Consider the following 20,795-nt stretch of genomic DNA (forward strand, 5'->3'; position numbering starts at 1 on the left):
GTTCGGGGGTTCTACGGGTACAGGTTAACGACGTTTCCGCCGCGGTCGATGACGATGACCTCTTTGAGGCCCTCGATGGGCCAGTCGCGCAGCTGCGCGCGCATGGCGTCGAGGTCGACCGAGCTGTCGGAGAGGTTGAGCACCACCCGGTCGGTTTGCCCCGAGGTGACCTTCTTCTCGATGTTGGTGGCGATGTTGCGCGGGTTCCCGCTGGTCGGGGCATAGTTGTCGAAGACTTGCCCCTCGATGCGGTAGTCCGGGTTCTTGTCGCCGGGGACTGTGGGGTTCTGCTCGACGCGGTAGCCGGCCCGGGACAGCGTCGTGGCGGACTCGTTCTCCCGTTGCAGCGCGAGCTTGTTCTCCGGGCTCTCCCCGTCCGGGATGGGGGTCCGCCTGCCGTCCGGCTCGGCGTTGGGATCGGGATCGCCGGAGGGCTGGGTGTGGTCGCCGTCGCCGGTGGAGCTGGGCGGGTCGTCCGGATCGTCCGGCGGCTCGTCGCCGCCATTATCGTCGGGCTGGTCGTCGGGCTTGCCGTCGCCGTCCTTGTCGCGGCCGCGGAAGTCGTCCAGCTTCTTGCGGATGGTGCGTAACAGGTCGCCGAGCCTGCGCAGCAGCGGCATGAGGTTCTGCATCGTCCGCACAAGCTGCTTGACGACCTGCGCGATCCGCGCCGCCCACTTCGCCGCCGCGGTCGCGGCCTGGGCGGCGGCCGCGGGCGCGCCGACGATCGTCAGCGCCTCGGCCGCCCACACGACCAGACGGCCCACCAGGTCCGCGATCAGGTCGCGCACCGTCTCGCGGACGACGCCGACCACGACGCCCGCCATCTCGATGGCGCTGCCGAGCCCACTGGCGGCCTCGGCGGCTGCGCCCATCAAAGCGGCGGTGTCGGCGGCGCGGGCCCGGTAGGCGTCACCTGCCTTGCCCGTCCAACCCGCGGTGTCGGCGGTGGCCTCGTCGCCGTAGGCGGCTTGCTCCTGTGCGACGGCGCCCGCGATGTTCTTCCACGTCTGGGACTGGGCCGCCACCGCGTCCGCGTCGCCCGCCAACTCGTCCAAAACGTCCTGGAGCGGCCCGACGTGCTCGATGATGAACGACACCAGGTTCGACGCCACCGACCCGATCGGGTCCATTGCGATGCTGAGCGCCTCCAGCCCGGTGGTGAGCGCGCCGAGGCCGATGTCGACCCAGTTTCCGCTTTCGATGCCCTGCACCAGGTCGGCGACCGACTCGGCGATGCCGATGCCGGTGTACCACTCGGTGGAGTCCTCGACCGGCGCGATCAGTGGGTTGTCGGTCATCGCAGACCGTCCTCGATGCCCCGGAACGCCTGCCCGGCCGACTGGTCCTGGTTCTCGTAGCTGTCGGCGGTCGACCGCAGGTTCTCGGCGATCTTCGTCAGGCTGTCCTGGCTCGCGGTCAGCGCGTCCCGGCCCGCCTGCTCGATGTCGTTGAACAGCGGCGGGAGGAACTGGCAGATGAGGCCGTAGGTGTCGTCGGACATCGCGTGGTCCGCGGCCGCGACGGCCTGGCCCACTTTCGACGCGTGCCCGTCGACCTTGCCCGCGTGCGCGCGCAGGTCGCTTCCCGCTACCTCGAACCCGGCCATGCCACCCCCTGACCTCAGCTGTCCCGGTCGAAGATCGACCCCCCGTCGATGTCGTCGGTGTCGTCGGTGTCGTCGTGGGGTTCCGACCGGCGAGCCTCAGACTGCCGCGCGCCCTGTTCCGGTTCCCCGATCTCCGGAAAACGTTCGATGTAGTAACCGGCGATGCGGTCGGCGCTGTCGCGGCGCTCGGGGCCGAGGGCCTCGTCGGCGACCTCGCGCATCCGGGCGGCGATCTGCCCCTTCGCCTTGGTCAGGGCCGCCATGAGCTGCCTGCTCAGCTCGTCGGGCGGGGTGAACGCGACCCGGTCGGTGAACGTCGCGTCGGTGAGCGCGCCGGTCGCGTCCACGGTCACCGTGACCACGCCGCTCGGGCTGGTCGCGGTGAGCCGGACGTCGTCGGCCCGGCGCTGAAGCTCCTGGTACCGCTCGGCGTTCCGCTCGAACCCGGCCACCCACTCGTCCAGTCCTCGGTCGACCTGCTCGGGGTCGCCGCCGAACAGATTGCTGGGGAAACTCATGGCGGCGACCCTACTCATCCCCGGCGCGGCAGGTGGGCGAGAACCAGGCCCACCGACGCGATGATGACGTTCTGCAGCGCGGCCTGCAGCCCGTTCCACTGCTGTGACTGCCACATCAGGAACCACTCGCCGCCGATGACGATGAAGCCCAGGCCGAACAGGGTCAGCATCATGACCCAGCCGGTCGTCGCCCACTGCCGTGCCACGGTGTCCTGGCCGCGGAAGAACTGGACTGTCGCGGTCGCCAGCACGAGCGCGGTGAGCGCCTCCCACACGATGATCCCGAGGTACACGGCGGTGGCCGCCCACGGCGCGGTGATGGCCCGCCACATCGTGTTCGGCGATCCGAAGGTGGTGTCCATCGCCAGCACGTGGACGACGAACGCCTCGTTGGTCGGGTAGTCGGTGATGTTGTTGACGGCGACCAGCACTAGATAGGCCGCCGTCAACAAGGTCATCAGCGTGACAGCCGTCCGCAGGCCGCCCAGCCGGGAGATCACGCGCATGCGGCCACCGTACCGCTACGGGTAGTGCCTCGGGGTGAACACGACCTGGCTGCCGTCCCCCCGCTCCACCGTCCTGGTCTGCGACGAGCCGACCAGCACCAGGCACCGCATGTCCACAGTAGACGGATCGAGGTCGGCGAGTCGCAGCACGCGCACGCTCTCGGTCGGGCCGCCGACGTCGCGGCCGATCACCACGGGGGTGTCCGGGGAACGGTGGCGCAGCAGCAGATCACGGGCCTCGCCGAGCTGCCAGGTGCGGGTCTTCGACGCCGGGTTGTAGATGGCGATCACCAGATCGGCCGCGGCCACCGCGTCGAGCCGGGCGGTGATGACCTCCCACGGCTTGAGCCGGTCTGACAGCGAGATCACGCAGAAGTCGTGCCCCAGCGGCGCGCCGACCCGGCTGGCGACGGCCTGGGCCGCGGTCAGGCCGGGCAGCACCCGGACGGGCACGTCCTTCCACTGCGGATCGGTCGCCACCTCCAGCACCGCCGCGGCCATCGCGAACACGCCCGGGTCGCCGGAGGAGACCACCGCGACCCGCCGCCCGCGCTTGGCCAGGTCCAGGGCGAACGCGGCGCGCTCCGCCTCCACCTGGTTGTCCGAGGCGTGCCTGCGCTGGCGCGGATTCGGCGGCACCCGGTCGAGATAAGTCTTGTAGCCCACCAGATCGTCGGCGACCGCGAGGGCTTCCTGCGCCTCCGGGGTCAACCACGGCCGCCCGGCCGGTCCGGTGCCGACGACCACGACCTCGCCTTCACCGCCCTCGGCAGCCTTGCGCTCCACTGTGGACGACACCCCATCGTTGACGGGACTTGGCAGCAGTGCCAACGAGAAGTACGGCACCGTCGACGGGTCCACTTCGGACAGCGGCAGGCTGCGGCCCTGGTCCCAGGTCGCCCGCTCGACATACAGCGCGCGGTCCAGCTTGCCCGCCGCCGCGAACGCGTCCCGGACCTTGCCGAACGTCCGGCCCAGCTTCAGCACCGCCGCCGAGTCCGTGCTCGCCAAGTGCCGTGCCAGGTCCTCGGCGGGCAGCGTTCCGGGCAGCACGGTCAGCACTTCCTCGCCCTCGACCAGCGGCCTGCCCAGCACCGCCGCCGCGGCGCTGACCGAAGTCACGCCCGGGACGACCTCGGTGCGGTACCGGTCGCACAGCCGCTTGTGCATGTGCATGTAGGACCCGTAGAACAGCGGGTCGCCCTCGGCGAGGACCACCACATCCCGACCGGCGTCGAGGTGCGCGGCCAGCCGCGCGGCGCTGTGCTCGTAGAACTCGGCGATCGCGCCCGCGTAGCCCCCCGGGTGGTCGGTCGTCTCGACCGTCAGCGGGTAGATCAACTGTTCTTCGATCTGCCCCTCGCGCAGGTACGGCGCGGCGACCCCGCGCGCGATGGACCGGCCGTGCCGGGCGCTGTGGTAGGCGATCACGTCGGCGGCGGAGATCAGCCGGGCGGCCTTGACGGTCACCAGGTCCGGGTCGCCGGGGCCGAGGCCGACGCCGTAGAGGGTGCCGGTCATTCTTCCTCGCTCGCGATCGCGTTGACCGCGGCGACGGCCATGGCGCTGCCGCCGCGCCTGCCGCGCACGACCAGGTGCGGGATTCCGAACGCGGCGAGCGCGTCCTTGGACTCGGCCGCGCCGATGAACCCGACCGGCAGGCCCAGCACCGCGGCGGGCTTGGCGGCGCCCGCGTCGATCATGTTCAGCAGCCGGAACAGGGCGGTCGGCGCGTTGCCGATGGCGACGACCGCGCCATCGATGCGGTCGCGCCACAGTTCCAGGGCCGCGGCGCTGCGGGTGTCGCCCAGTTCCTCGGCCAGGGCCGGGACGCGCGGGTCGGACAGCGTGCAGATCACCTCGTTATCGGCGGGGAGCCGCCTGCGGGTGATCCCGGAGGCGACCATGTGCGCGTCGCACAGCACCGGGGCGCCCGCGAGCAGCGCGGCGCGCGCGGCGGCGACGACATCGGGGGAGTAGGCGACATCGCGCACCAGGTCGACCATCCCGCAGGCGTGGATCATGCGGACCACCACGCGCGCCACGTCCGCAGGCAGCCCCGACAGATCGGCCTCCGCGCGGATCGTGGCGAACGAGCGGCGGTAAATCTCCGCGCCGTCCCGGATGTAGTCGATCACTGTTGCTCCTGCCTTCTGCCCGCGGCCACCATGGCCGCCTGGTCGCCGGGCACCGCCCGGCCCCCGACGAGGTAGCCGTCCTCGGTGGCCACCACGTCGAGCACATCTCCCGCGGGCCGCCCGCACCGCCGGGCGCACCCCGACCAGTGCACGGGCCGCCCCGGCCCGCCCGATCGCACCGCGCCCGATCCCGCTGCCGTCGATCGCATCGCGGTTGATCCCATCGGGGCCGGGCGCATCGCGGGCATTCCCAGCGCTGCCGAGCGCACGTCGGCCAGCGCCTTGGCGCACCCCGGCCGCCCGGCGCAGGCGGTCACGCCGATGCCCGGAGCCGCCGGGTCGGTCAGCAGCCCGGCGGGCAGCGGGGCGCGCCCGCGCGCCACCAGCCCGCGCCACGGCGTGAGCACCACGTCGCCGAGCGCGGACGCCTGCTTGGCGGTGAGCCGCCCTAGCGGCGCGACCGCGCCCAGACCCGGTGTGCCGTCGGCGAACTCGACCGGCCCGATCGGACCGACCGAGGGCGGCGACCCGATGGCCACCCGCTCGTCACTCGCGCCGAGCGAAGCGGCGATCTTCGCCACATCCGGCCCGAGTTCGGCGATCCGCCATTGCTCGGCCCGCAGTTCCAGAAACGCCGCCGCGGCCGCCAGCATCGCGGGCACGACCTCGCCCGGCGCCACCCGCACGCCGAAATCCCGGCCCCCCAACAGCAGCGCCACCCGGTCGCCGGTCGGCAGCGCCGCAACGTCCGCGCCCAGCCAGGCCACATCCCCGCGACCGTCATCGAGGGCGAACAGGAACCGGCCGGGCAGCCCCGCCAGCTCCGGTGCCGCGCACAGCGCCTCGTCCAGCGCCGCTGCGGGCCCCGCCGGTCCCAGCGGGGAAGCCATGATGTTGCGCACTTTCTCGTGCGTCAGCGACGGCAGCAGCCCGACCTTCGCCAGCCGCGCGGCCAGGTCGACCTCCGCTCCCAGCGCCAGGCCGCGCACTTGCAGGTTGGCCCGAGAGGTCAGCTCCAGCGTGCCGTCGCCCAGGTCGGCGGCCGATTCCGCGACGGCGGCCAACTGCTCGGCCCGCAGCACACCACCGGGAACCCGGACGCGCGCCAGCCCGCCGTCGGCGGCCCGGTGCACGTCGAGCGCGCCCGGGCAGGCGTCGGCGCCCGTTCGGCGCTGGGGGGAAGGCACCGCTCGAATATAGGGTGAGCCCGACACAGCGATGGCATGTGGAGGAAGCCGGTGCGAATCCGGCGCGGTCCCGCCACTGTCACCGGGGAGCGAACCCTGAGATCGGCCACGGCGCGAGCCGGAAGGCCAGGGGGAGCGGCGATCCGGAAGCCAGGACACTCCGGCCGTCGCGACCCACGACCCGGGGCGAGGACCCCAGGAAGGGCCTCATGATCCTGCTCTTGTCGACCTCCGACACCGACCTGCTCTCCGCGCGCGCCAGCGGCGCGGACTACCGGCTGGCCAACCCGGCCCGGCTCCCGCTGGACGACCTGCCCGCCCTGCTCGACGGCGTGGACGTGGTGATCGTGCGACTGCTCGGCGGCCGCCGAGCCTGGGAGGACGGCCTGGACACACTGCTAGCGGGCCCGCGCCCGGTCGTGGTGCTCGGCGGCGAGCAGGCCCCCGACGCCGAGCTGATGGAGTGCTCGACCGTGCCCGGCGGCGTCGTCGCCGAGGCGCACCGCTACCTGGCCTTCGGCGGCGCGGACAACCTGCGTGAACTTTTTCACTTCCTGTCCGACACGCTGCTGCTGACCGGCGAGGGCTTCGCCCCGCCCGCCGAACTGGCCCCGTGGGGGCGCCTGGAGCGCACGCCCCGGCGCACCGAGGGACCACGGGTCGGCGTGCTGTACTACCGCGCCCACCACCTCGCCGGGAACACCGCGTTTGTCGAAGCCCTGGCCGACGCGGTGGAGGACGCGGGCGGCCAGGCCGTCCCCGTCTACTGCGCCTCGCTGCGCACCGCCCCGCCCGAGCTGCTCGACGTCCTGGGCACCCTCGACGCGCTGGTCGTCACCGTGCTCGCCGCGGGCGGCACGCTCCCGGCCGCCGCGAGCGCGGGCGGCGACGACGGCGCGTGGGACGTCGGCGCGCTCGCCGACCTGGACATCCCAATCCTGCAGGGCCTGTGCCTGACCTCCAGCCGGTCGGCGTGGGAGGACAGCGACGACGGCCTGTCCCCGCTGGACACCGCGACCCAGGTCGCCGTCCCCGAGTTCGACGGCCGCCTGATCACCGTCCCGTTCTCGTTCAAGGAGCAGGACCGCGATGGCCTGTCGGTCTACGTGCCCGACCCCGAGCGGGCCGCGCGGGTCGCCGGGATCGCGGTCAAGCACGCCGCCCTGCGGCACGTGCCGCCCGCCGAGCGCAAGATCGCGCTGATGCTCTCGGCGTACCCGACCAAGCACTCCCGCATCGGCAACGCCGTCGGCCTCGACTCGCCTGCCAGCGCCGTGCGGCTGCTCGTCGCGCTGCGCGAGGCGGGCTACGACATCGGCGAGCTGCCCGGAGTGGACGCTGGCGACGGCGACGCGCTCATCCACGCGCTGATCGAGGCGGGCGGGCAGGACCCGAACTGGCTCACCGAGAAGCAGCTTTCCGGCAACCCGGTCCGCATCCCGGCCGCCGAATACCGCGCCTGGTACGACACGCTGCCCACCGAGCTGCGCGAGTCCATGGAGCAGCACTGGGGCCCGGCGCCCGGCGAGCTGTTCGTGGACCGGTCGCGGAACCCGGACGGCGAGATCGTGCTCGCCGCCCTGCGCGCGGGCAACGTCGTGCTCATCGTCCAGCCGCCGCGCGGCTTCGGCGAGAACCCGGTCGCGATCTACCACGACCCGGACCTGCCGCCGAGCCACCACTACCTCGCCGCCTACCGCTGGGTCGCGGTGACCTTCGGCGCGCACGCGATGATCCACCTCGGCAAGCACGGCAACCTGGAATGGCTCCCCGGCAAGAACCTGGGGCTGTCCGCGGCCTGCGGGCCGGATGCCGCGCTGGGCGACCTGCCGCTGATCTACCCGTTCCTGGTCAACGACCCGGGCGAGGGCACCCAGGCCAAACGGCGCGCGCACGCCACCCTGGTCGACCACCTGGTGCCGCCGATGGCCCGCGCGGAGAGCTACGGCGACATCGCCCGCCTTGAGCAGCTGCTGGACGAGCACTCGAACATCGCGGCGATGGACCCGGCGAAGCTGCCCGCGATCCGCGCGCAGATCTGGACGCTGATCCAGGCCGCCAAGCTCGACCATGACCTGGGCCTGGACGACCGCCCGCACGACGCCGAGTTCGATGACTTCCTGCTGCACGTCGACGGCTGGCTGTGCGAGATCAAGGACGTGCAGATCCGCGACGGCCTGCACACCCTGGGCGACCCGCCGGTCGGCGCGGCCAGGGTCAACCTGGTCAACTCGATGCTGCGCGCCCGGCAGATGTGGGGCGGCCAGACCGCCGCGCTGCCCGGCCTGCGCGAAGCGCTGGGACTGGCGGAAGACGGCTCGGAAAGCCGCGCCAAGACCGACGAGATCGACGCGCGGGCGCTGGCCCTGGTGCAGGCCATGGAGGACCACGACTGGCGGCCCGACGACGTCGCTAAGGTCACCCGGGACGTCCTCGGAGCGGACCACGACGCCGTGGCCGAGGTGCTGACCTTCGCCGCCGTCGAGGTCGTGCCCCGGCTGGCCAAGACGACCGACGAGATCGGCAACATCCTGCACGCCCTCGACGGCGGCTATGTGCCCGCGGGCCCCAGCGGCTCGCCGCTGCGCGGCCTGGTCAACGTGCTGCCCACCGGCCGCAACTTCTACTCGGTCGACCCGAAGGCCATCCCGAGCAGGCTCGCCTGGGAGACCGGCTCGGCGATGGCCGACTCGCTGGCCGCCCGCTACCGCAAGGACACCGGCGAGTGGCCGCGCTCGGTCGGCCTGTCGGTGTGGGGGACCTCGGCGATGCGCACCGCGGGCGACGACATCGCCGAGGTGCTGGCCCTGCTGGGCGTGCGCCCGGTGTGGGACGAGGCGTCGCGGCGGGTCAGCGGGCTGGACGTGATCCCGCTCGCCGAGCTTGGCCGCCCGCGCATCGACGTCACGGTAAGGATTTCCGGCTTCTTCCGGGACGCTTTCCCGCACGTGGTCTACCTTCTCGATGACGCGGTGCGCCTAGTCGCCGGTTTGGAAGAGTCCGGAGAGGACAACTACGTGCGCGCCCATGTCCTGGCGGACAAGGACAAGGACGAGCGACGCGCCACGACCCGCATCTTCGGCTCCAAGCCCGGCGCGTACGGCGCCGGTCTGCTGCCGCTGATCGACAGCCACAACTGGCGCGACGACCGGGACCTCGCCGAGGTCTACGCCGTCTGGGGCGGCTTCGCCTACGGCCGCGACCTCGACGGCGCCGCCGCCCGCGCGGACATGGAGTCGGCGTACCGGCGGATCAACGTCGCCGCGAAGAACGTCGACACCCGCGAGCACGACATCGCCGACTCCGACGACTACTTCCAGTACCACGGCGGGATGGTCGCCACGGTGCGCGCGCTGACCGGCAAGGCGCCCGCCGCCTACATCGGCGACAGCACCCGGCCCGACGCGGTGCGCACTCGGTCGCTGGCCGAGGAGACCAACCGGGTGTTCCGCTCCCGCGTGGTCAACCCGCGCTGGATCGAGGCCATGCGCAGGCACGGCTACAAGGGCGCGTTCGAGCTCGCCGCCACGGTCGACTACCTGTTCGGCTACGACGCCACCACCGGCGTCGTGGCCGACTGGATGTACGACAAGCTCGCCCAGACCTACGCGCTGGACCCGGAGAACCGCAAGTTCCTCACCGAGTCGAACCCGTGGGCGCTGCACGGCATCGCCGAGCGCCTGCTTGAGGCAGCCGAACGCAAGATGTGGGCCGAGCCCGACCCGGCGACGCTGCGGCGGCTCCAGGAGCTGTACCTCCAGGTGGAGGGCGACATCGAGGCGGGCTCGGAGTGACGGGCGCCCGCTGAGAAAGCTGTGGAGGACGGACTGGCGCCCGCGCCCAGGCGGGCGCCAGTCTTGACCGGGACGCCCTCGCCCGCCCGGCCCCCGAGCGGCAGGTTTCGTTCCCCCGGCCGGGTGAGACCCCGGCGTCTGGCTGCCTCCCCGCGAGCGCGGCGACCAAGGCCCACGGTGATCGACTCGCCCAGGGTTGACCGCTGGTCATGCGGGGTACCCACCGCAGCGACGCCACACCCACCACGGAGGACGCCCGATGTCCGCAGACGTGATCGAGCTGATCATGGCCGACCACCGCCGCTTCGAGGAGCTGTTCCGGCAGCTCAGAGACCGCACCAGTGACCGAGCCAAGGTGCTGGACGAACTTGCCCACCTGCTCGTCGCGCACGCCGAGGCCGAGGAGGCCGAGGTGTACCCGGCGCTGCGCCGCTACAAGGACATCCCCGACGGCGAGGTCGACCACGGCCGCGAGGAGCACGCCGAGGGGCATCAGGCCCTGCTCGCGCTCATGGAGATCGAGGACACCGAGGCCGAAGCGTGGGAGGACGCGCTGGAGGAACTGGTGACGGCGATCAACCACCACGTGGACGAGGAGGAGCGGACGATCCTCAACGACGCCCGCGAGAACGTCGCCGACAGCAGGCGGGCGGAACTGGGGGAGCGGTTCGTCACCGTCCGCGACGAGCGGATCAAGGCGGGGTGCGGCGAGCTGGCGCACGTGCGCGAGGTGGCCGAGCAGACCAAAGACCGGATCGACGACTGAGAGGACGAGACGATGATCCTGCGCAGGCTGGCCCGGCCAATGCTTGCCGCGATCTTCATCAGCGGCGGTGTGAACGCCCTGCGCGCGCCCGAGGCGCACGCCGAGGCGGCGAAACCGTTCCTGCACGACGCCATGGGCAAGGTCGGCGACAAGCTGCCCGAACAGGTGCCCACCGACCCGGCGACCCTGGTCAAGATCGACGGCATGGTGAAGGTGGGCGCGGGCCTCGCGCTCGCGTTCGGCCGCTTCCCGCGTCTGGCCGCGTTGCTGCTGTCCGGGAGCCTGGTGCCGACCACGCTGGCGACGCACCGGTTCTGGGAGGAGAAGGAGCCCGAGCGGCGGCAGGAGCAGCAGATCCACTTCGTCAAGAACGTCGGCCTGCTCGGCGGGCTGCTGCTCGCCGCGGCCGACACCGCGGGCAAGCCGTCGCTGGGCTGGCGGGCCAGGCGGGCGGGCCACGCGCTCGGCGAGCACGCGCACGACTTCGGCGAATGGGCGCAGGACACCACCCACACCGTGGGAGCCGCGCCGAAGAAGGCCAAGAAGGCGCTGCAAAGCGTGCTGCCCGGCTGATCCGGACGGCCCAACGGAATCACCGGGGTCAGGATTTCGTCCACTCAGGTGGATAGGTTGGACGAAATCGCTCCCTTGGAGGTTGTCCGTGAGCCGTGCCGAGCAGCCAGTGCCCGCCGAGTCCGCGATCAGGCGCGCGCTGCGCCGGGCCCGCGACGGCGCCGCGCTCGACCAGGTGGAGGCCGAGGTCCTGCTGCACGCCCGCGGCGACGGGCTGGCCGACCTGTTCGACACCGCGTCCCGGGTGCGTGACGCGGGCCTGGTCGCGGCCGGTCGGCCCGGGGTGATCACCTACTCGCGGAAGGTGTTCATCCCGCTCACCCGGCTGTGCCGTGACCGTTGTCACTACTGCACTTTCGCCACGGTTCCGCACCGGCTGCCCGCGCCGTTCCTGAGCCCGGACGAGGTGCTGGAGATCGCCCGGCAGGGCGCGGCCCTGGGGTGCAAGGAGGCGCTGTTCACCCTGGGCGACCGCCCCGAGGACCGGTGGGCGGCCGCCCGGGAGTGGCTGGAGGCCGAGGGCTACCCGGACACGCTGTCCTACGTGCGCGCGATGGCCATCCGGGTGCTGGAGGAGACCGGCCTGCTGCCGCACCTCAACCCGGGCGTGCTGGGGTGGACGGACTTCCAGCGGCTCAAGCCGGTCGCGCCGTCGATGGGCATGATGCTGGAGACCACCGCCGACCGGCTCTGGTCCGAGCCCGGCGGCCCGCACTACGGCTCGCCCGACAAGGAGCCCGCCGTGCGGCTGCGGGTGTTGGAAGACGCGGGCCGCTCGGCCGTGCCGTTCACCACCGGGGTGTTGATCGGCATCGGCGAGACCCTGGCCGAGCGCGTCGAGTCGCTGTTCGCCATCCGCAAGGTCGCCCGGCAGTACGGCGGTGTGCAGGAAGTCATCATCCAGAACTTCCGCGCGAAGCCGGACACCGCGATGCGGGCGATGCCCGACGCCGAGGCCGAGGAACTGGCCGCGACCGTGGCGGTCGCCCGGGTCGTGCTCGGCCCAAAGATCCGCGTCCAAGCCCCGCCGAACCTCATCGGGTCCGAGTTCGGCCTGCTCATCCGCGCGGGCATCGATGACTGGGGCGGGGTGTCGCCGCTGACTCCGGACCACGTGAACCCCGAGCGCCCCTGGCCGCACATCGACCTGCTGGCCGAGGAGACGGCGCGCGCGGGCTTCCGGCTGGCCGAGCGGCTGACGATCTACCCGGAGTACCTGCGGGCGGGCGAGCCGTGGCTGGACCCGAGGCTGAGCGCGCACGTCGCCGCGCTCGCCGACCCGGCGACCGGGCTCGCCCGGGAAGACGCGGTCCTGGTCGGCAGACCGTGGCAGGAGCCGGAAGTGGCGCTGGTGGAGACCGGCCGCACCGACCTGCACACCGCGATCGACGCCGAGGGCCGCACCTCGGACCGCCGCGACGACTTCGACTCGGTGTACGGCGACTGGGATGAGCTGCGCGCCCAGGTGGCCCAGGGCGCGGGAGCGCTGACCGGCGCGGGCGGCGCGCTGCGGCCGGAGTTCGCCGCCGCCCTGCGCCACGCCGAGCGCCACCCGACCGGGCTGTCCGACGCGGACGCCCTGGTGCTGCTCTCGGCCGGGCCGGGCGCGGAGATCGAAGCCTTGGCCGCGCTGGCGGACGGGATGCGCCGGGACGCGGTGGGTGACGACGTCACCTACGTCGTCACCCGCAACATCAACTTCACCAACGTCTGCTACACCGGCTGCCGGTTCTGCGCCTTCGCCCAGCGGCGCACCGACGCGGACGCCTACACCCTCTCGCTCGACCAGGTCGGCCAGCGCGCCGAGCAGGCGTGGGAGGTCGGCGCGACCGAGGTGTGCATGCAGGGCGGCATCCACCCCGACCTGCCGGGCACGGCGTACTTCGACATCGCCGCCGAGGTCAAGAAACGCGCCCCCGGGCTGCACGTCCACGCGTTCTCGCCGATGGAGGTCGTCAACGGAGCCAGCCGGACCAATCTGTCCATCAAGGACTGGCTGACTCAGGCTCGGGAGTCCGGTGTGGACTCGCTGCCCGGAACCGCGGCCGAGATCCTGGACGACGACGTCCGCTGGATCTTGACCAAGGGCAAACTCCCCACGGCGACGTGGATCGATGTGGTGACCACGGCGCACGCCCTGGGCATCCCGACCACGTCGACAATGATGTACGGGCACGTGGACACCCCCGCGCACTGGGTGGCCCACCTCAAGCTGATCGGCGAGATCCAGGACCGGACCGGCGGCTTCACCGAGTTCGTGCTGCTTCCCTTCGTGCACACCAACGCCCCGCTCTACCTGGCGGGCATCGCCCGCCCCGGCCCGACCCGGCTGGAGAACCGCGCGGTGCACGCGCTGGCGCGGATTCTGCTGCACGGCCGCATCCCCAACATCCAGACGAGCTGGGTGAAGCTCGGCGACGACGGCGTGGTGGACGTGCTGCGCGGCGGGGTGAACGACCTCGGCGGCACCCTGATGGAGGAGACCATCAGCCGCATGGCGGGCAGCGACAACGGCAGCTACAAGACCGTCGCCGACCTGGAGGCCCTGGCCACCGCCGCGGGCCGCCCGGCGCGGCAGCGGACGACCACCTACGGCGAGGTCCCCGGGGAGCGGCTGGCCACGGCGCGGAAGAACGACGGGGTGTGGAAGCCGAGCTTGTTGCCGCTGCTGGGCACCTGACGCCCAACCGCGCGGGCCGACGCCGCCTGCTTCTCGGCGAACCGGCGGTGTCGACGGCGTCGGTCCGCGCGCCGGGGCGGGCTCACTCGGACGGACCAGTCCGGGCCGCCGCGGTCAGCGGCGCGCTCACCTGCTCGGTTGCCGGGATTCGGCCGCTGACCACCGTCGCGTTCGGTCCGGTGGGGGGCGGTGCCGTGTCGTTAGGGCCCGCAATGATCCACTAGGGGTAGCCCGTACATCGTCCGGCGCGGGGTAGATCACCCGGTCCAGTAATTGACAGGACAACTAAATACGCTCTACCGTCGGGTCGGTTAATCCGTTAACCGCACCGCAGCGGACGGGTGTCGCGGACTATGGCGACGGGAACCCGCCAGTGGACAGCGCAGTCCCTCGCCGCTTTCCACTGGACGACGCACGTGCGGCGGCGAGGGGGACTTCAAGGATCCTGACGGCGCGCGGATCGAGCTGATCGCCGATCCCGCTGGGCGAGATGTACGGAGAAGTGGTGGTATGACTCGGCACCTGGTGTCCGAAATAGACATTCGACGGTCCGCGGACCGGTTCGCCACCGAGATCGGCTGGCTGGACTCGAAGCACTCGTTCTCGTTCGGTAGACATCGAGACCCGACCAACACGCACTTCGGCCTGCTCCTGGTCAACAACGACGACGTGGTCACCCCCGGCGCGGGCTTCGAGACACACCCGCACCAGGACATGGAAATCGTCACCTGGGTCCTGCGCGGCGCCCTGGTGCACCAGGACTCCGAGGGGCACAACGGCATCATCTACCCCGGGCTGGCGCAGCGGATGAGCGCGGGCACCGGCATCCTGCACTCGGAGAAGAACGACTCCTGGCGCCTCGCGGGCGGCCCCGAGCACACCGACCCGGTGCACTTCGTGCAGATGTGGGTCGTCCCGGACGAGGCGGGCAAGGACCCCGGCTACGAGCAACTGGAGATCGACGCCGAACTCCTCGCGGGCGGCCTGGTCCCGGTGGCGTCCGGAATGGACAAACACGCGGGCGCGGCGGCCATCCGCATCGGACAGCGGCACGCCGCGCTGTACGCCGCCCGTATGGCCCCGCACGGCACGGTCACCCTTCCGGACGCGCCGTTCGTGCACCTGTTCGTGCCCAGGGGAACCGTGTCCCTGGAAGGCGGCGGACCGCTGGACACCGGGGACGCCGCCCGGCTGACCGCGACCGGGGGACAACGGGTCACCGCGGGTGCCGAGGGCGCCGAGATCCTGGTGTGGGAAATGCACGCGGGCGTCCGAATGGGCTGAGGCGCGCGGCCCGTGACGGAGAGCGTCGTTCGGCGGGGCTCTCCGTCACGGGCGTGGCCGCTATCTGACCGTCGCGCTCGGGCTGTCGTCGTTCCTGTCAGGGCATGGGGACTACCGGGCGACGACTTCCGCCAGCCGGGAGAAGCCCTCGTCGCCGTGGTCGGGAATCGCCGATCGAGCGATGTCCAGGGCGGCGGCCAGAACCGAGCTGTCCAGCCCGTGGCGGCGGCTCGCGGCGAGGATGTGGGCCATGCCCGCGGCCGCCGAGCGCAGCGTGGAGTCCTCGCCCGGGTGCTCGCCGTCGTCCACCTCGCCCGCGAGTCGCAAGGCGAACGCGGGCAGCAGCGACATGACCTCCCGCGCGTGCGGGGCGAGCTCCCTGGCCTTGATCCCCTCCGCGCGCGCCAGGGCGAAGGCGTGCATCAGCCCGGACATCGAGGTCCAGAACACGTCCAGCAGAGCCACGTCGTACGCGGCCGCGCGGCCGGGGTCTGCGCCGAGGTAGATCGCGGTTCCGCCGATGCTCGCGAGCGCGTCGCGGTGCCGGTCGAAGGCTTCCCGCGGACCGCTGTAGAGGACCCGCGCCGACGGCCCGCCGATCGTGGCCGTCGGCGTCATGATCGAGCCGTCGAGATAGTCGAAGCCGCTGGCCCACGCGGCCAGGTCCCGGGCCCGCTCGGGCTCGTCGGAGGTCAGGTTCACCAGGGTGCGGCCGCGCAGCGCGTCGACGGCCGGTTCGACGATCGCGCGCACGGCCGCGTAGTCGATGACGCACACGATCACCAGCGGACTCGCCGCGATCGCCGCCGCCGCGCTGTCCGCGAGCCGGGCTCCCCGCGCCACCAGGGCTTCCGCCTTTCCGGGAGTGCGGTTCCACACGGTGACCGGGTGCCCCGCGGCGAGGAAGGCGCCCGCGAGCGCCTGCCCCATCGGGCCGAGGCCGAGCACCGTGACGGGAGTGGGTTGAGCTGTCATGGTGATGAAGCTAAACCTTGACACCAGTGTCAAGGTCAAGCCGCGATAGCCTGGGACACATGCGAATCGGGGAGTTGGCCCGGCGGGCCGGGGTCAGCGAGCGCGCGCTGCGCTACTACGAGCAGCAGGGCCTCGTGCGCCCCGCCCGCCTACCCAGCGGCTACCGCGAGTACACCGACGCCGACGTCACAACCGTCCGCCACATCCGCACCCTGCTCGCCGCCGGACTCCCCACCACGCTGATCGCCGAAGTCCTACCCTGCATGGTCGACCTAGGCGACGGCCTGGCTCCCGGCTGCCCAGAACTGCTACCCCACTTCGAGGGCGAGCGCGACCGAATCAGCACTGCGATCCGCGACCTGGAGACCGCCCGCTCGCTGCTGGAGAAGGTCATCGCCGCCACACCGCCCGCAGCCACCGCCTGCGCTTCCGCCTTGTCCGCCCGGTAGCCGGTCACCGGCCGGACAAGCCAGGTGCCGGGCGGGGTCAACCAGCGAACCCGCCCTCCTGCCAGCCGCATCTAACGCTGCCTTGGGTGCTCGATGGGAGCGGAACAGCTAACCCGAACACCCGCCAACCGCGCCCGGAGTTGCGAGACGCTCGGTGGGAGCAAAGACAGAGAACCCACGCTCCTGCCAAGCGGCACCCAGGCCCGCCAGGTGCTCGATGGGGTGGAGTGGTTTCTTCGGGGGAGAAGGAAGATCGCTAAGCTGGCTGCGCGCGTGTGAGGCCGTAGGCTTCCCACCCGTCTTTCACACGGCGATCTTCCTTCGTAGGGGCCCCGAAGAAACCACTCCACCCCATCGAGCAAACAACACGAGCAGCCAGCCCGGATCACCGCAGTCGAAACCACACCGCTGGCCCCAGATCTAGGGGAGACTCGCTACCGAGCCTGCCGCAGCGGCGTCGCCTCCGCCAAAGCCTTCCGCAGGCGCTCGACGTCGAAGTCGGCCCCATAGCCGGGGGTGTCAGGCTGCTGCCGCCACGACTCGGCCAGCGAACCGGCGTCCACCGTGTCGAAGCCGAGTTCATCGATGGCGGCGATGACAACGGCCTTCGCCGTAGGGTCGTCACCCGCGACCGGCAGTGCGATCCGCCCGGGCGTGCCGGCGGGCTTGCCGCCGGTGAGCAACCGCTCAGCGGCAATGGTGTTGAACGTTTTCACGATTCCCGGCCTGCCAAGCAGGTTCTGGACCCACACGCTCTCCGGAGTGCCGTTCTCGATGTCCTCAATCACCCCGTCACGCTCGGCCGGGTAGTAGTTGCCGGTGTCCACGACCGCGGCTCCCGGCGCGGCGCCGTCCAGCACGCCGGCTGGCAGGTCGGGAACGTTCTTCTGCGGGATGGTGATGATCACCAGGTCCGCCCCGTTCGCCGCCTCGGTGACCGGGACGGCGGTCGCCCCGGTCTCCTCGGCGAGGTCTGCGAGAGTTTGCGGGCCCCGCGAGTTCGCCACCGCGACCTCGTGTCCCAACTGCCGGAACCGGCGGGTCAGCGTTCCGCCGATGTTGCCCGCGCCGATGATGCCGATCTTCACTGCGTTCCCCTTGTCGCCTGTGGTGGATGTTCTCCTGATCCAGTGCAACAGTCCGGGAAGCGCCTGGCATTCCACCCCACCGGGTCGAGTGCGGCGAAACTGTCGTGTCCTGATGAGACGATCCGGTCATGGCAGTGATGCGAGTCGTCCCGAACCTGAAAAGCGCGGCGTTGGACCGGGCGAAGGCGTTCTACACGGCGGTCCTCGGCCTGCGCGTGGTCATGGACCTCGGGTGGATCGTGACCCTCGCCGACCCGGACCGGCCCGGGGTCCAGGTGAGCCTGATGAGCCACGACGCGACCGCCCCGGTGCCGCCCTCCGCCTCCGTCGAGGTCGATGACGTGGACGCGGCCTACGCGGCCGCGGTCGCGGCGGGCGCGGAGATCGTGCACCCGTTGACCGACGAACCGTGGGGCGTGCGCCGCTTCTTCGTCCGGGACCCGGACGGGCATGTCGTCAATGTCTTAGCCCACCGCTGAGCCGCTTACCGGCTGGCGGATACCCGTTCCACGGCTTGGGCGATCGCCCCCGAGCCGTCTTCCGCTTCGACACGCGTGGCGAGCGCTCGGGCGCGCACGCGGTAGGAGCGGTCGGTGACGGCTTGCTTGATCAGGTCGGCGAGCCGGTCCGCGGACAGTTCGCGCATCGGCACGTGCCCCGGACTGACGCCCAGGCTCGCCAGCCTGCGGGACCAGAACGGCTGGTCGCCCAGCGTGGGCACCGGCACCGCGGGCACGGCCGCGCGCACACCGGCCCCGGTGGTGCCCGCGCCCGCGTGGTGCACCACCGCCGCCATCCTCGGGAACAGCCAGTCGTGTGGGGCTTCCGCGATGGGGAGCACGTCCTCGCCCGCCGCGACCAACCCGGACCAGCCGGACTGGACGATGGCCCGGACCTTGGCCTTGGCCAGCGCGGTGGTGACGGTCTCGGCCAGGCGCTCGCCGTCGCCGGGGACCATGCTGCCGAAGCCGACGAACACCGGCGGCGGACCCGCCGCCAGGAAGTCCGCGAACTCGGCGGGCGGCTGCCAGTCGGGGCGCGCGGGCGGCCACCAGTAGCCCACGACGTCCACGCCCGGCCGCCAGTCCGCGGGGCGCGGCAGCACGGCCGGGCTGTAACCGTGGTGGATAGGCCAGGACTCGTCGCGCAGCATCCGCGCGCGGACCTCGCCCAGCCCGGTGAGCGGCAGCCCGAGGCGCCGCTGGAATGCCCTGATCGACTCGTCCAGCGGCGTGCGCACGTGCGCGCTGAGCGCTATGGCCGCGCGCGGGATGTTCCGGTTGCCCCAGCGGCCCAGGAACCGGATGTCGAGCGAGGGCATGGCGAACTCGGCCGTCGGCACGCCCGGGAACAGTTCCAGCGCCATCCCCGGGATGCCCATCGCCTCGGCCAGCAGGTAACCGTGCGCCAGAGCGCCCCGTTGCAGCAGCAGGATCTCCGCGCCCGCCGCGGCGGCGATGGCGCCGTCGCCCACCTCCGTCAGCAGGGCCTTGCCCATCTCGATGTTGGTCCGGATCGCGCCCAGCGGCCCGGTCCCGCGCCGCTGCCAGTCCTTGCCGTGCGCCGAGCCCAGGTCGGCCCGGATGTCGCCGGGCATCAGCCGGAACTCGCACCCGGCGGCCCGGACGAAGTCCGCGTGCGCCGCCTGCGTGGCGATCGCGACCTCGTGGCCCTCTGCGGTCAGCCGTCCCGCGAGCCCCGCGTACGGGGCGACGTCGCCGCGTGACCCGGTGGTGAGAATGACGATCTTCATGGTTCTTCGTTCCCCCGATGGTGTGGATCGACTGGCTTGCCGCCGGTCAGCAGGTCGATCGAACGCTGCGCGGAGCGGATGCGGCGGGCCAGTCGCTCGTCGCCCCCGGTGAGCTTCAGGCCCTCCTCGGCGACGTCGCCGAACGCGGCGAACGCGGCGAGCCGGGCGCGGACGACCTTCTCCCACGCGTCGTCCTCAAGCTGGTAGTAAACGGTGCGCTCGCCCTGCTTGGTGTGCCTGCGCACGAGGTTCGTCGCCGTGAGGAACCGCATGTTCGACGTCAGCGACGCGCGGCTGGCCCCAATCGCGTCGGCGATGTCGCCAGCGGACTGCTCGGCAGGGTCGCAGATCATCAGCCAGCCCAGGACCCGGCCGGTGATCGGCGCCAGGCCCCAGGTCTCGGCGCAGAACGTCGCGACCCGCTCAACCCACTCCAGCACCCGCTCGCGGTCGGCCGCCCCCTGGCTCACGGTTGGCTCCCGGCGGGCAGCCGCGTCGGGCGGATGGGGGCGGTCTCGCGCAGATACCGGTCGAACCAGTCGGTGGCCAGCCGGAGGGCTTCGTCCTTGCCCGGTCCGGTGTAGAGGCCGAGCACGTCGTAGGGCAGGACCTCCAGCCGCTTGGGCTCACCGGCCTTGCGGTAAGCGATCTGGACCTCGTCCAGCGTGTGGTACGGGTCGTAGCCGCCGTTGGCGATCATGAGCAGCGGCGTCGGCGCGAGGTGCTCGATGAGGTGCTCCGGGGCGAAGGTCAGCAGGTGCTCCAGCGATTCGAGCGTCTGCTCGTTGCGGAACGACGGGTAGATCTCGCTCGCCAGCTCCTGCGCCTTCCTGGCCTCCTCGTGCTGGAGGTTCAGGCCGGGGACCGTGGCGCCGCGCCCGGTTTCGTACCGGCGCCGCCAGTCCTGGTCAAGCTGGTCGCGCAGCTGGTGGAAGGCCTCGTGCCCGGACAGCTTCCGCAGGTACCGCCAGCCGTTGAGCGTGCTCGGGCTCTGCAGCACCACGCAGCCCGCCCGCCGGTCGAGGATGGCGGCCTGCAACGCGGCGGACCCGCCGCCGCTGACTCCCCACAGGCCGATCCGCTCCGGGTCGACCTCTGGCCGTTCCCGCAGGTAGGACACGGCGCTGCGGAAGTCTTCGACCTTGCGCTCCGGGAAGTTCTGCCCGCGCGGCTCGCCCTCGCTCGCGCCGATCGTGCGGTAGTCGATGGCCAGCGCGACGTATCCGGCGGCGGCGAAGTGCGCGGCGAAGTCGGCGAGGGCTTCCTTGACCATCACGCTGCTGTGGCCCAGGACCAGGCCGGGCGCCTGCCCCGCGTCGGCGGGCAGGTACAGGTCGCCCGCGCACCGCGTGCCCATGCTGAGGAAGGTCACGTGCTCGATTCGTGGCGTCATCGGTGTCGTCCCCCTTGGTCTCGATGATGCTACTAATTTCAGCACAGACTGAAACTCCTGGCAACGCGGAGGCCGTGGCGGG

The 20,795-nt window shown here is 71.9% G+C and carries 19 protein-coding genes and 1 riboswitch; of the genes, 7 read left to right on the forward strand and 12 right to left on the reverse strand.

Annotated elements, in window-relative coordinates:
* Positions 1-11: 11 nt before the first annotated feature.
* Genes ACZ6SD_RS21310 through ACZ6SD_RS21340 form a run of 7 tightly spaced genes read right to left on the reverse strand, consistent with a single transcriptional unit; the run spans position 12 to position 5,958 of the window.
* Positions 12-1,301 carry a CdiA C-terminal domain-containing protein gene (locus ACZ6SD_RS21310; protein ID WP_465318704.1) on the reverse strand — a complete coding sequence of 430 codons (1,290 nt, stop codon included), beginning with the start codon at positions 1,299-1,301 and terminating at the stop codon, positions 12-14.
* Positions 1,298-1,609, reverse strand: a complete 312-nt coding sequence (locus ACZ6SD_RS21315) for a type VII secretion target (RefSeq protein ID WP_465318705.1) — start codon at positions 1,607-1,609, stop codon at positions 1,298-1,300. Before ACZ6SD_RS21315 ends, ACZ6SD_RS21310 begins: the two co-directional genes overlap by 4 nt.
* Positions 1,610-1,623: 14 nt before the next feature.
* On the reverse strand, positions 1,624-2,127 hold the full coding sequence (locus ACZ6SD_RS21320; protein ID WP_465318706.1) for a YbaB/EbfC family nucleoid-associated protein: 504 nt from the start codon (positions 2,125-2,127) through the stop codon (positions 1,624-1,626).
* 14 nt (positions 2,128-2,141) lie between these two features.
* A complete protein-coding gene (locus ACZ6SD_RS21325) occupies positions 2,142-2,633 on the reverse strand; it encodes a DUF2165 domain-containing protein (RefSeq protein WP_465318707.1) in 492 nt (163 codons plus the stop codon).
* A gap of 15 nt (positions 2,634-2,648) precedes the next feature.
* Positions 2,649-4,154, reverse strand: a complete 1,506-nt coding sequence (gene cobJ / locus ACZ6SD_RS21330; RefSeq protein WP_465318708.1) for a precorrin-3B C(17)-methyltransferase — start codon at positions 4,152-4,154, stop codon at positions 2,649-2,651.
* Positions 4,151-4,771 carry a precorrin-8X methylmutase gene (locus ACZ6SD_RS21335; protein ID WP_465318709.1) on the reverse strand — a complete coding sequence of 207 codons (621 nt, stop codon included), beginning with the start codon at positions 4,769-4,771 and terminating at the stop codon, positions 4,151-4,153. The genes cobJ and ACZ6SD_RS21335 overlap by 4 nt, the downstream gene beginning before the upstream one ends.
* Positions 4,768-5,958 (reverse strand): precorrin-3B synthase, encoded by a 1,191-nt coding sequence (locus tag ACZ6SD_RS21340; RefSeq protein WP_465318710.1) that lies wholly within the window; start codon positions 5,956-5,958, stop codon positions 4,768-4,770. The genes ACZ6SD_RS21335 and ACZ6SD_RS21340 overlap by 4 nt, the downstream gene beginning before the upstream one ends.
* Positions 5,959-6,000: 42 nt before the next feature.
* Positions 6,001-6,118: riboswitch (cobalamin riboswitch) on the forward strand.
* A 49-nt stretch (positions 6,119-6,167) separates the two neighbouring features.
* Between ACZ6SD_RS21340 and cobN the strand changes: the two genes are divergently transcribed.
* The 5 genes from cobN (at position 6,168) to ACZ6SD_RS21365 (ending at position 15,055) form a co-directional block, all read left to right on the forward strand.
* On the forward strand, positions 6,168-9,752 hold the full coding sequence (gene cobN / locus ACZ6SD_RS21345) for a cobaltochelatase subunit CobN (RefSeq protein WP_465318711.1): 3,585 nt from the start codon (positions 6,168-6,170) through the stop codon (positions 9,750-9,752).
* A gap of 259 nt (positions 9,753-10,011) precedes the next feature.
* Positions 10,012-10,518, forward strand: coding sequence for a hemerythrin domain-containing protein (locus tag ACZ6SD_RS21350; RefSeq protein ID WP_465318712.1), 507 nt, complete (start codon positions 10,012-10,014; stop codon positions 10,516-10,518).
* A gap of 12 nt (positions 10,519-10,530) precedes the next feature.
* The gene (locus ACZ6SD_RS21355) at positions 10,531-11,091 is read left to right on the forward strand and encodes a DoxX family membrane protein (protein ID WP_465318713.1); all 561 of its coding nucleotides are present in this window, start codon (positions 10,531-10,533) and stop codon (positions 11,089-11,091) included.
* Between the two features lie 88 nt (positions 11,092-11,179).
* Complete coding sequence (locus ACZ6SD_RS21360) at positions 11,180-13,771, forward strand: bifunctional FO biosynthesis protein CofGH (RefSeq protein WP_465318714.1); 2,592 nt, start codon at positions 11,180-11,182, stop codon at positions 13,769-13,771.
* A gap of 510 nt (positions 13,772-14,281) precedes the next feature.
* A complete protein-coding gene (locus ACZ6SD_RS21365) occupies positions 14,282-15,055 on the forward strand; it encodes a pirin family protein (RefSeq protein WP_465318715.1) in 774 nt (257 codons plus the stop codon).
* Positions 15,056-15,166: 111 nt separating this feature from the next.
* Here ACZ6SD_RS21365 and ACZ6SD_RS21370 read toward each other — a convergent pair whose 3' ends face one another.
* Positions 15,167-16,030, reverse strand: a complete 864-nt coding sequence (locus ACZ6SD_RS21370) for an NAD(P)-dependent oxidoreductase (protein WP_465318716.1) — start codon at positions 16,028-16,030, stop codon at positions 15,167-15,169.
* A gap of 59 nt (positions 16,031-16,089) precedes the next feature.
* On the opposite strand from ACZ6SD_RS21370, the gene ACZ6SD_RS21375 reads away from it, so the two are divergent.
* On the forward strand, positions 16,090-16,479 hold the full coding sequence (locus ACZ6SD_RS21375) for a MerR family transcriptional regulator (RefSeq protein ID WP_465318717.1): 390 nt from the start codon (positions 16,090-16,092) through the stop codon (positions 16,477-16,479).
* A gap of 434 nt (positions 16,480-16,913) precedes the next feature.
* Here the strand turns inward: ACZ6SD_RS21375 and ACZ6SD_RS21380 are convergent, their stop codons facing one another.
* On the reverse strand, positions 16,914-17,642 hold the full coding sequence (locus ACZ6SD_RS21380) for an NADPH-dependent F420 reductase (RefSeq protein ID WP_465318718.1): 729 nt from the start codon (positions 17,640-17,642) through the stop codon (positions 16,914-16,916).
* Positions 17,643-17,695: 53 nt separating this feature from the next.
* On the opposite strand from ACZ6SD_RS21380, the gene ACZ6SD_RS21385 reads away from it, so the two are divergent.
* Positions 17,696-18,046 (forward strand): VOC family protein, encoded by a 351-nt coding sequence (locus ACZ6SD_RS21385; protein ID WP_465318719.1) that lies wholly within the window; start codon positions 17,696-17,698, stop codon positions 18,044-18,046.
* Positions 18,047-18,051: 5 nt separating this feature from the next.
* Here ACZ6SD_RS21385 and ACZ6SD_RS21390 read toward each other — a convergent pair whose 3' ends face one another.
* From ACZ6SD_RS21390 to ACZ6SD_RS21400, 3 genes are read right to left on the reverse strand one after another with little or no spacing between them, the layout of a single operon-like run.
* Complete coding sequence (locus tag ACZ6SD_RS21390; RefSeq protein WP_465318720.1) at positions 18,052-19,320, reverse strand: glycosyltransferase; 1,269 nt, start codon at positions 19,318-19,320, stop codon at positions 18,052-18,054.
* Complete coding sequence (locus ACZ6SD_RS21395; RefSeq protein WP_465318721.1) at positions 19,317-19,790, reverse strand: GbsR/MarR family transcriptional regulator; 474 nt, start codon at positions 19,788-19,790, stop codon at positions 19,317-19,319. The genes ACZ6SD_RS21390 and ACZ6SD_RS21395 overlap by 4 nt, the downstream gene beginning before the upstream one ends.
* Complete coding sequence (locus ACZ6SD_RS21400) at positions 19,787-20,713, reverse strand: alpha/beta hydrolase (RefSeq protein WP_465318722.1); 927 nt, start codon at positions 20,711-20,713, stop codon at positions 19,787-19,789. Before ACZ6SD_RS21400 ends, ACZ6SD_RS21395 begins: the two co-directional genes overlap by 4 nt.
* Positions 20,714-20,795 lie beyond the last annotated feature (82 nt).

Source organism: Actinokineospora sp. NPDC051303 (genome assembly GCF_055586285.1).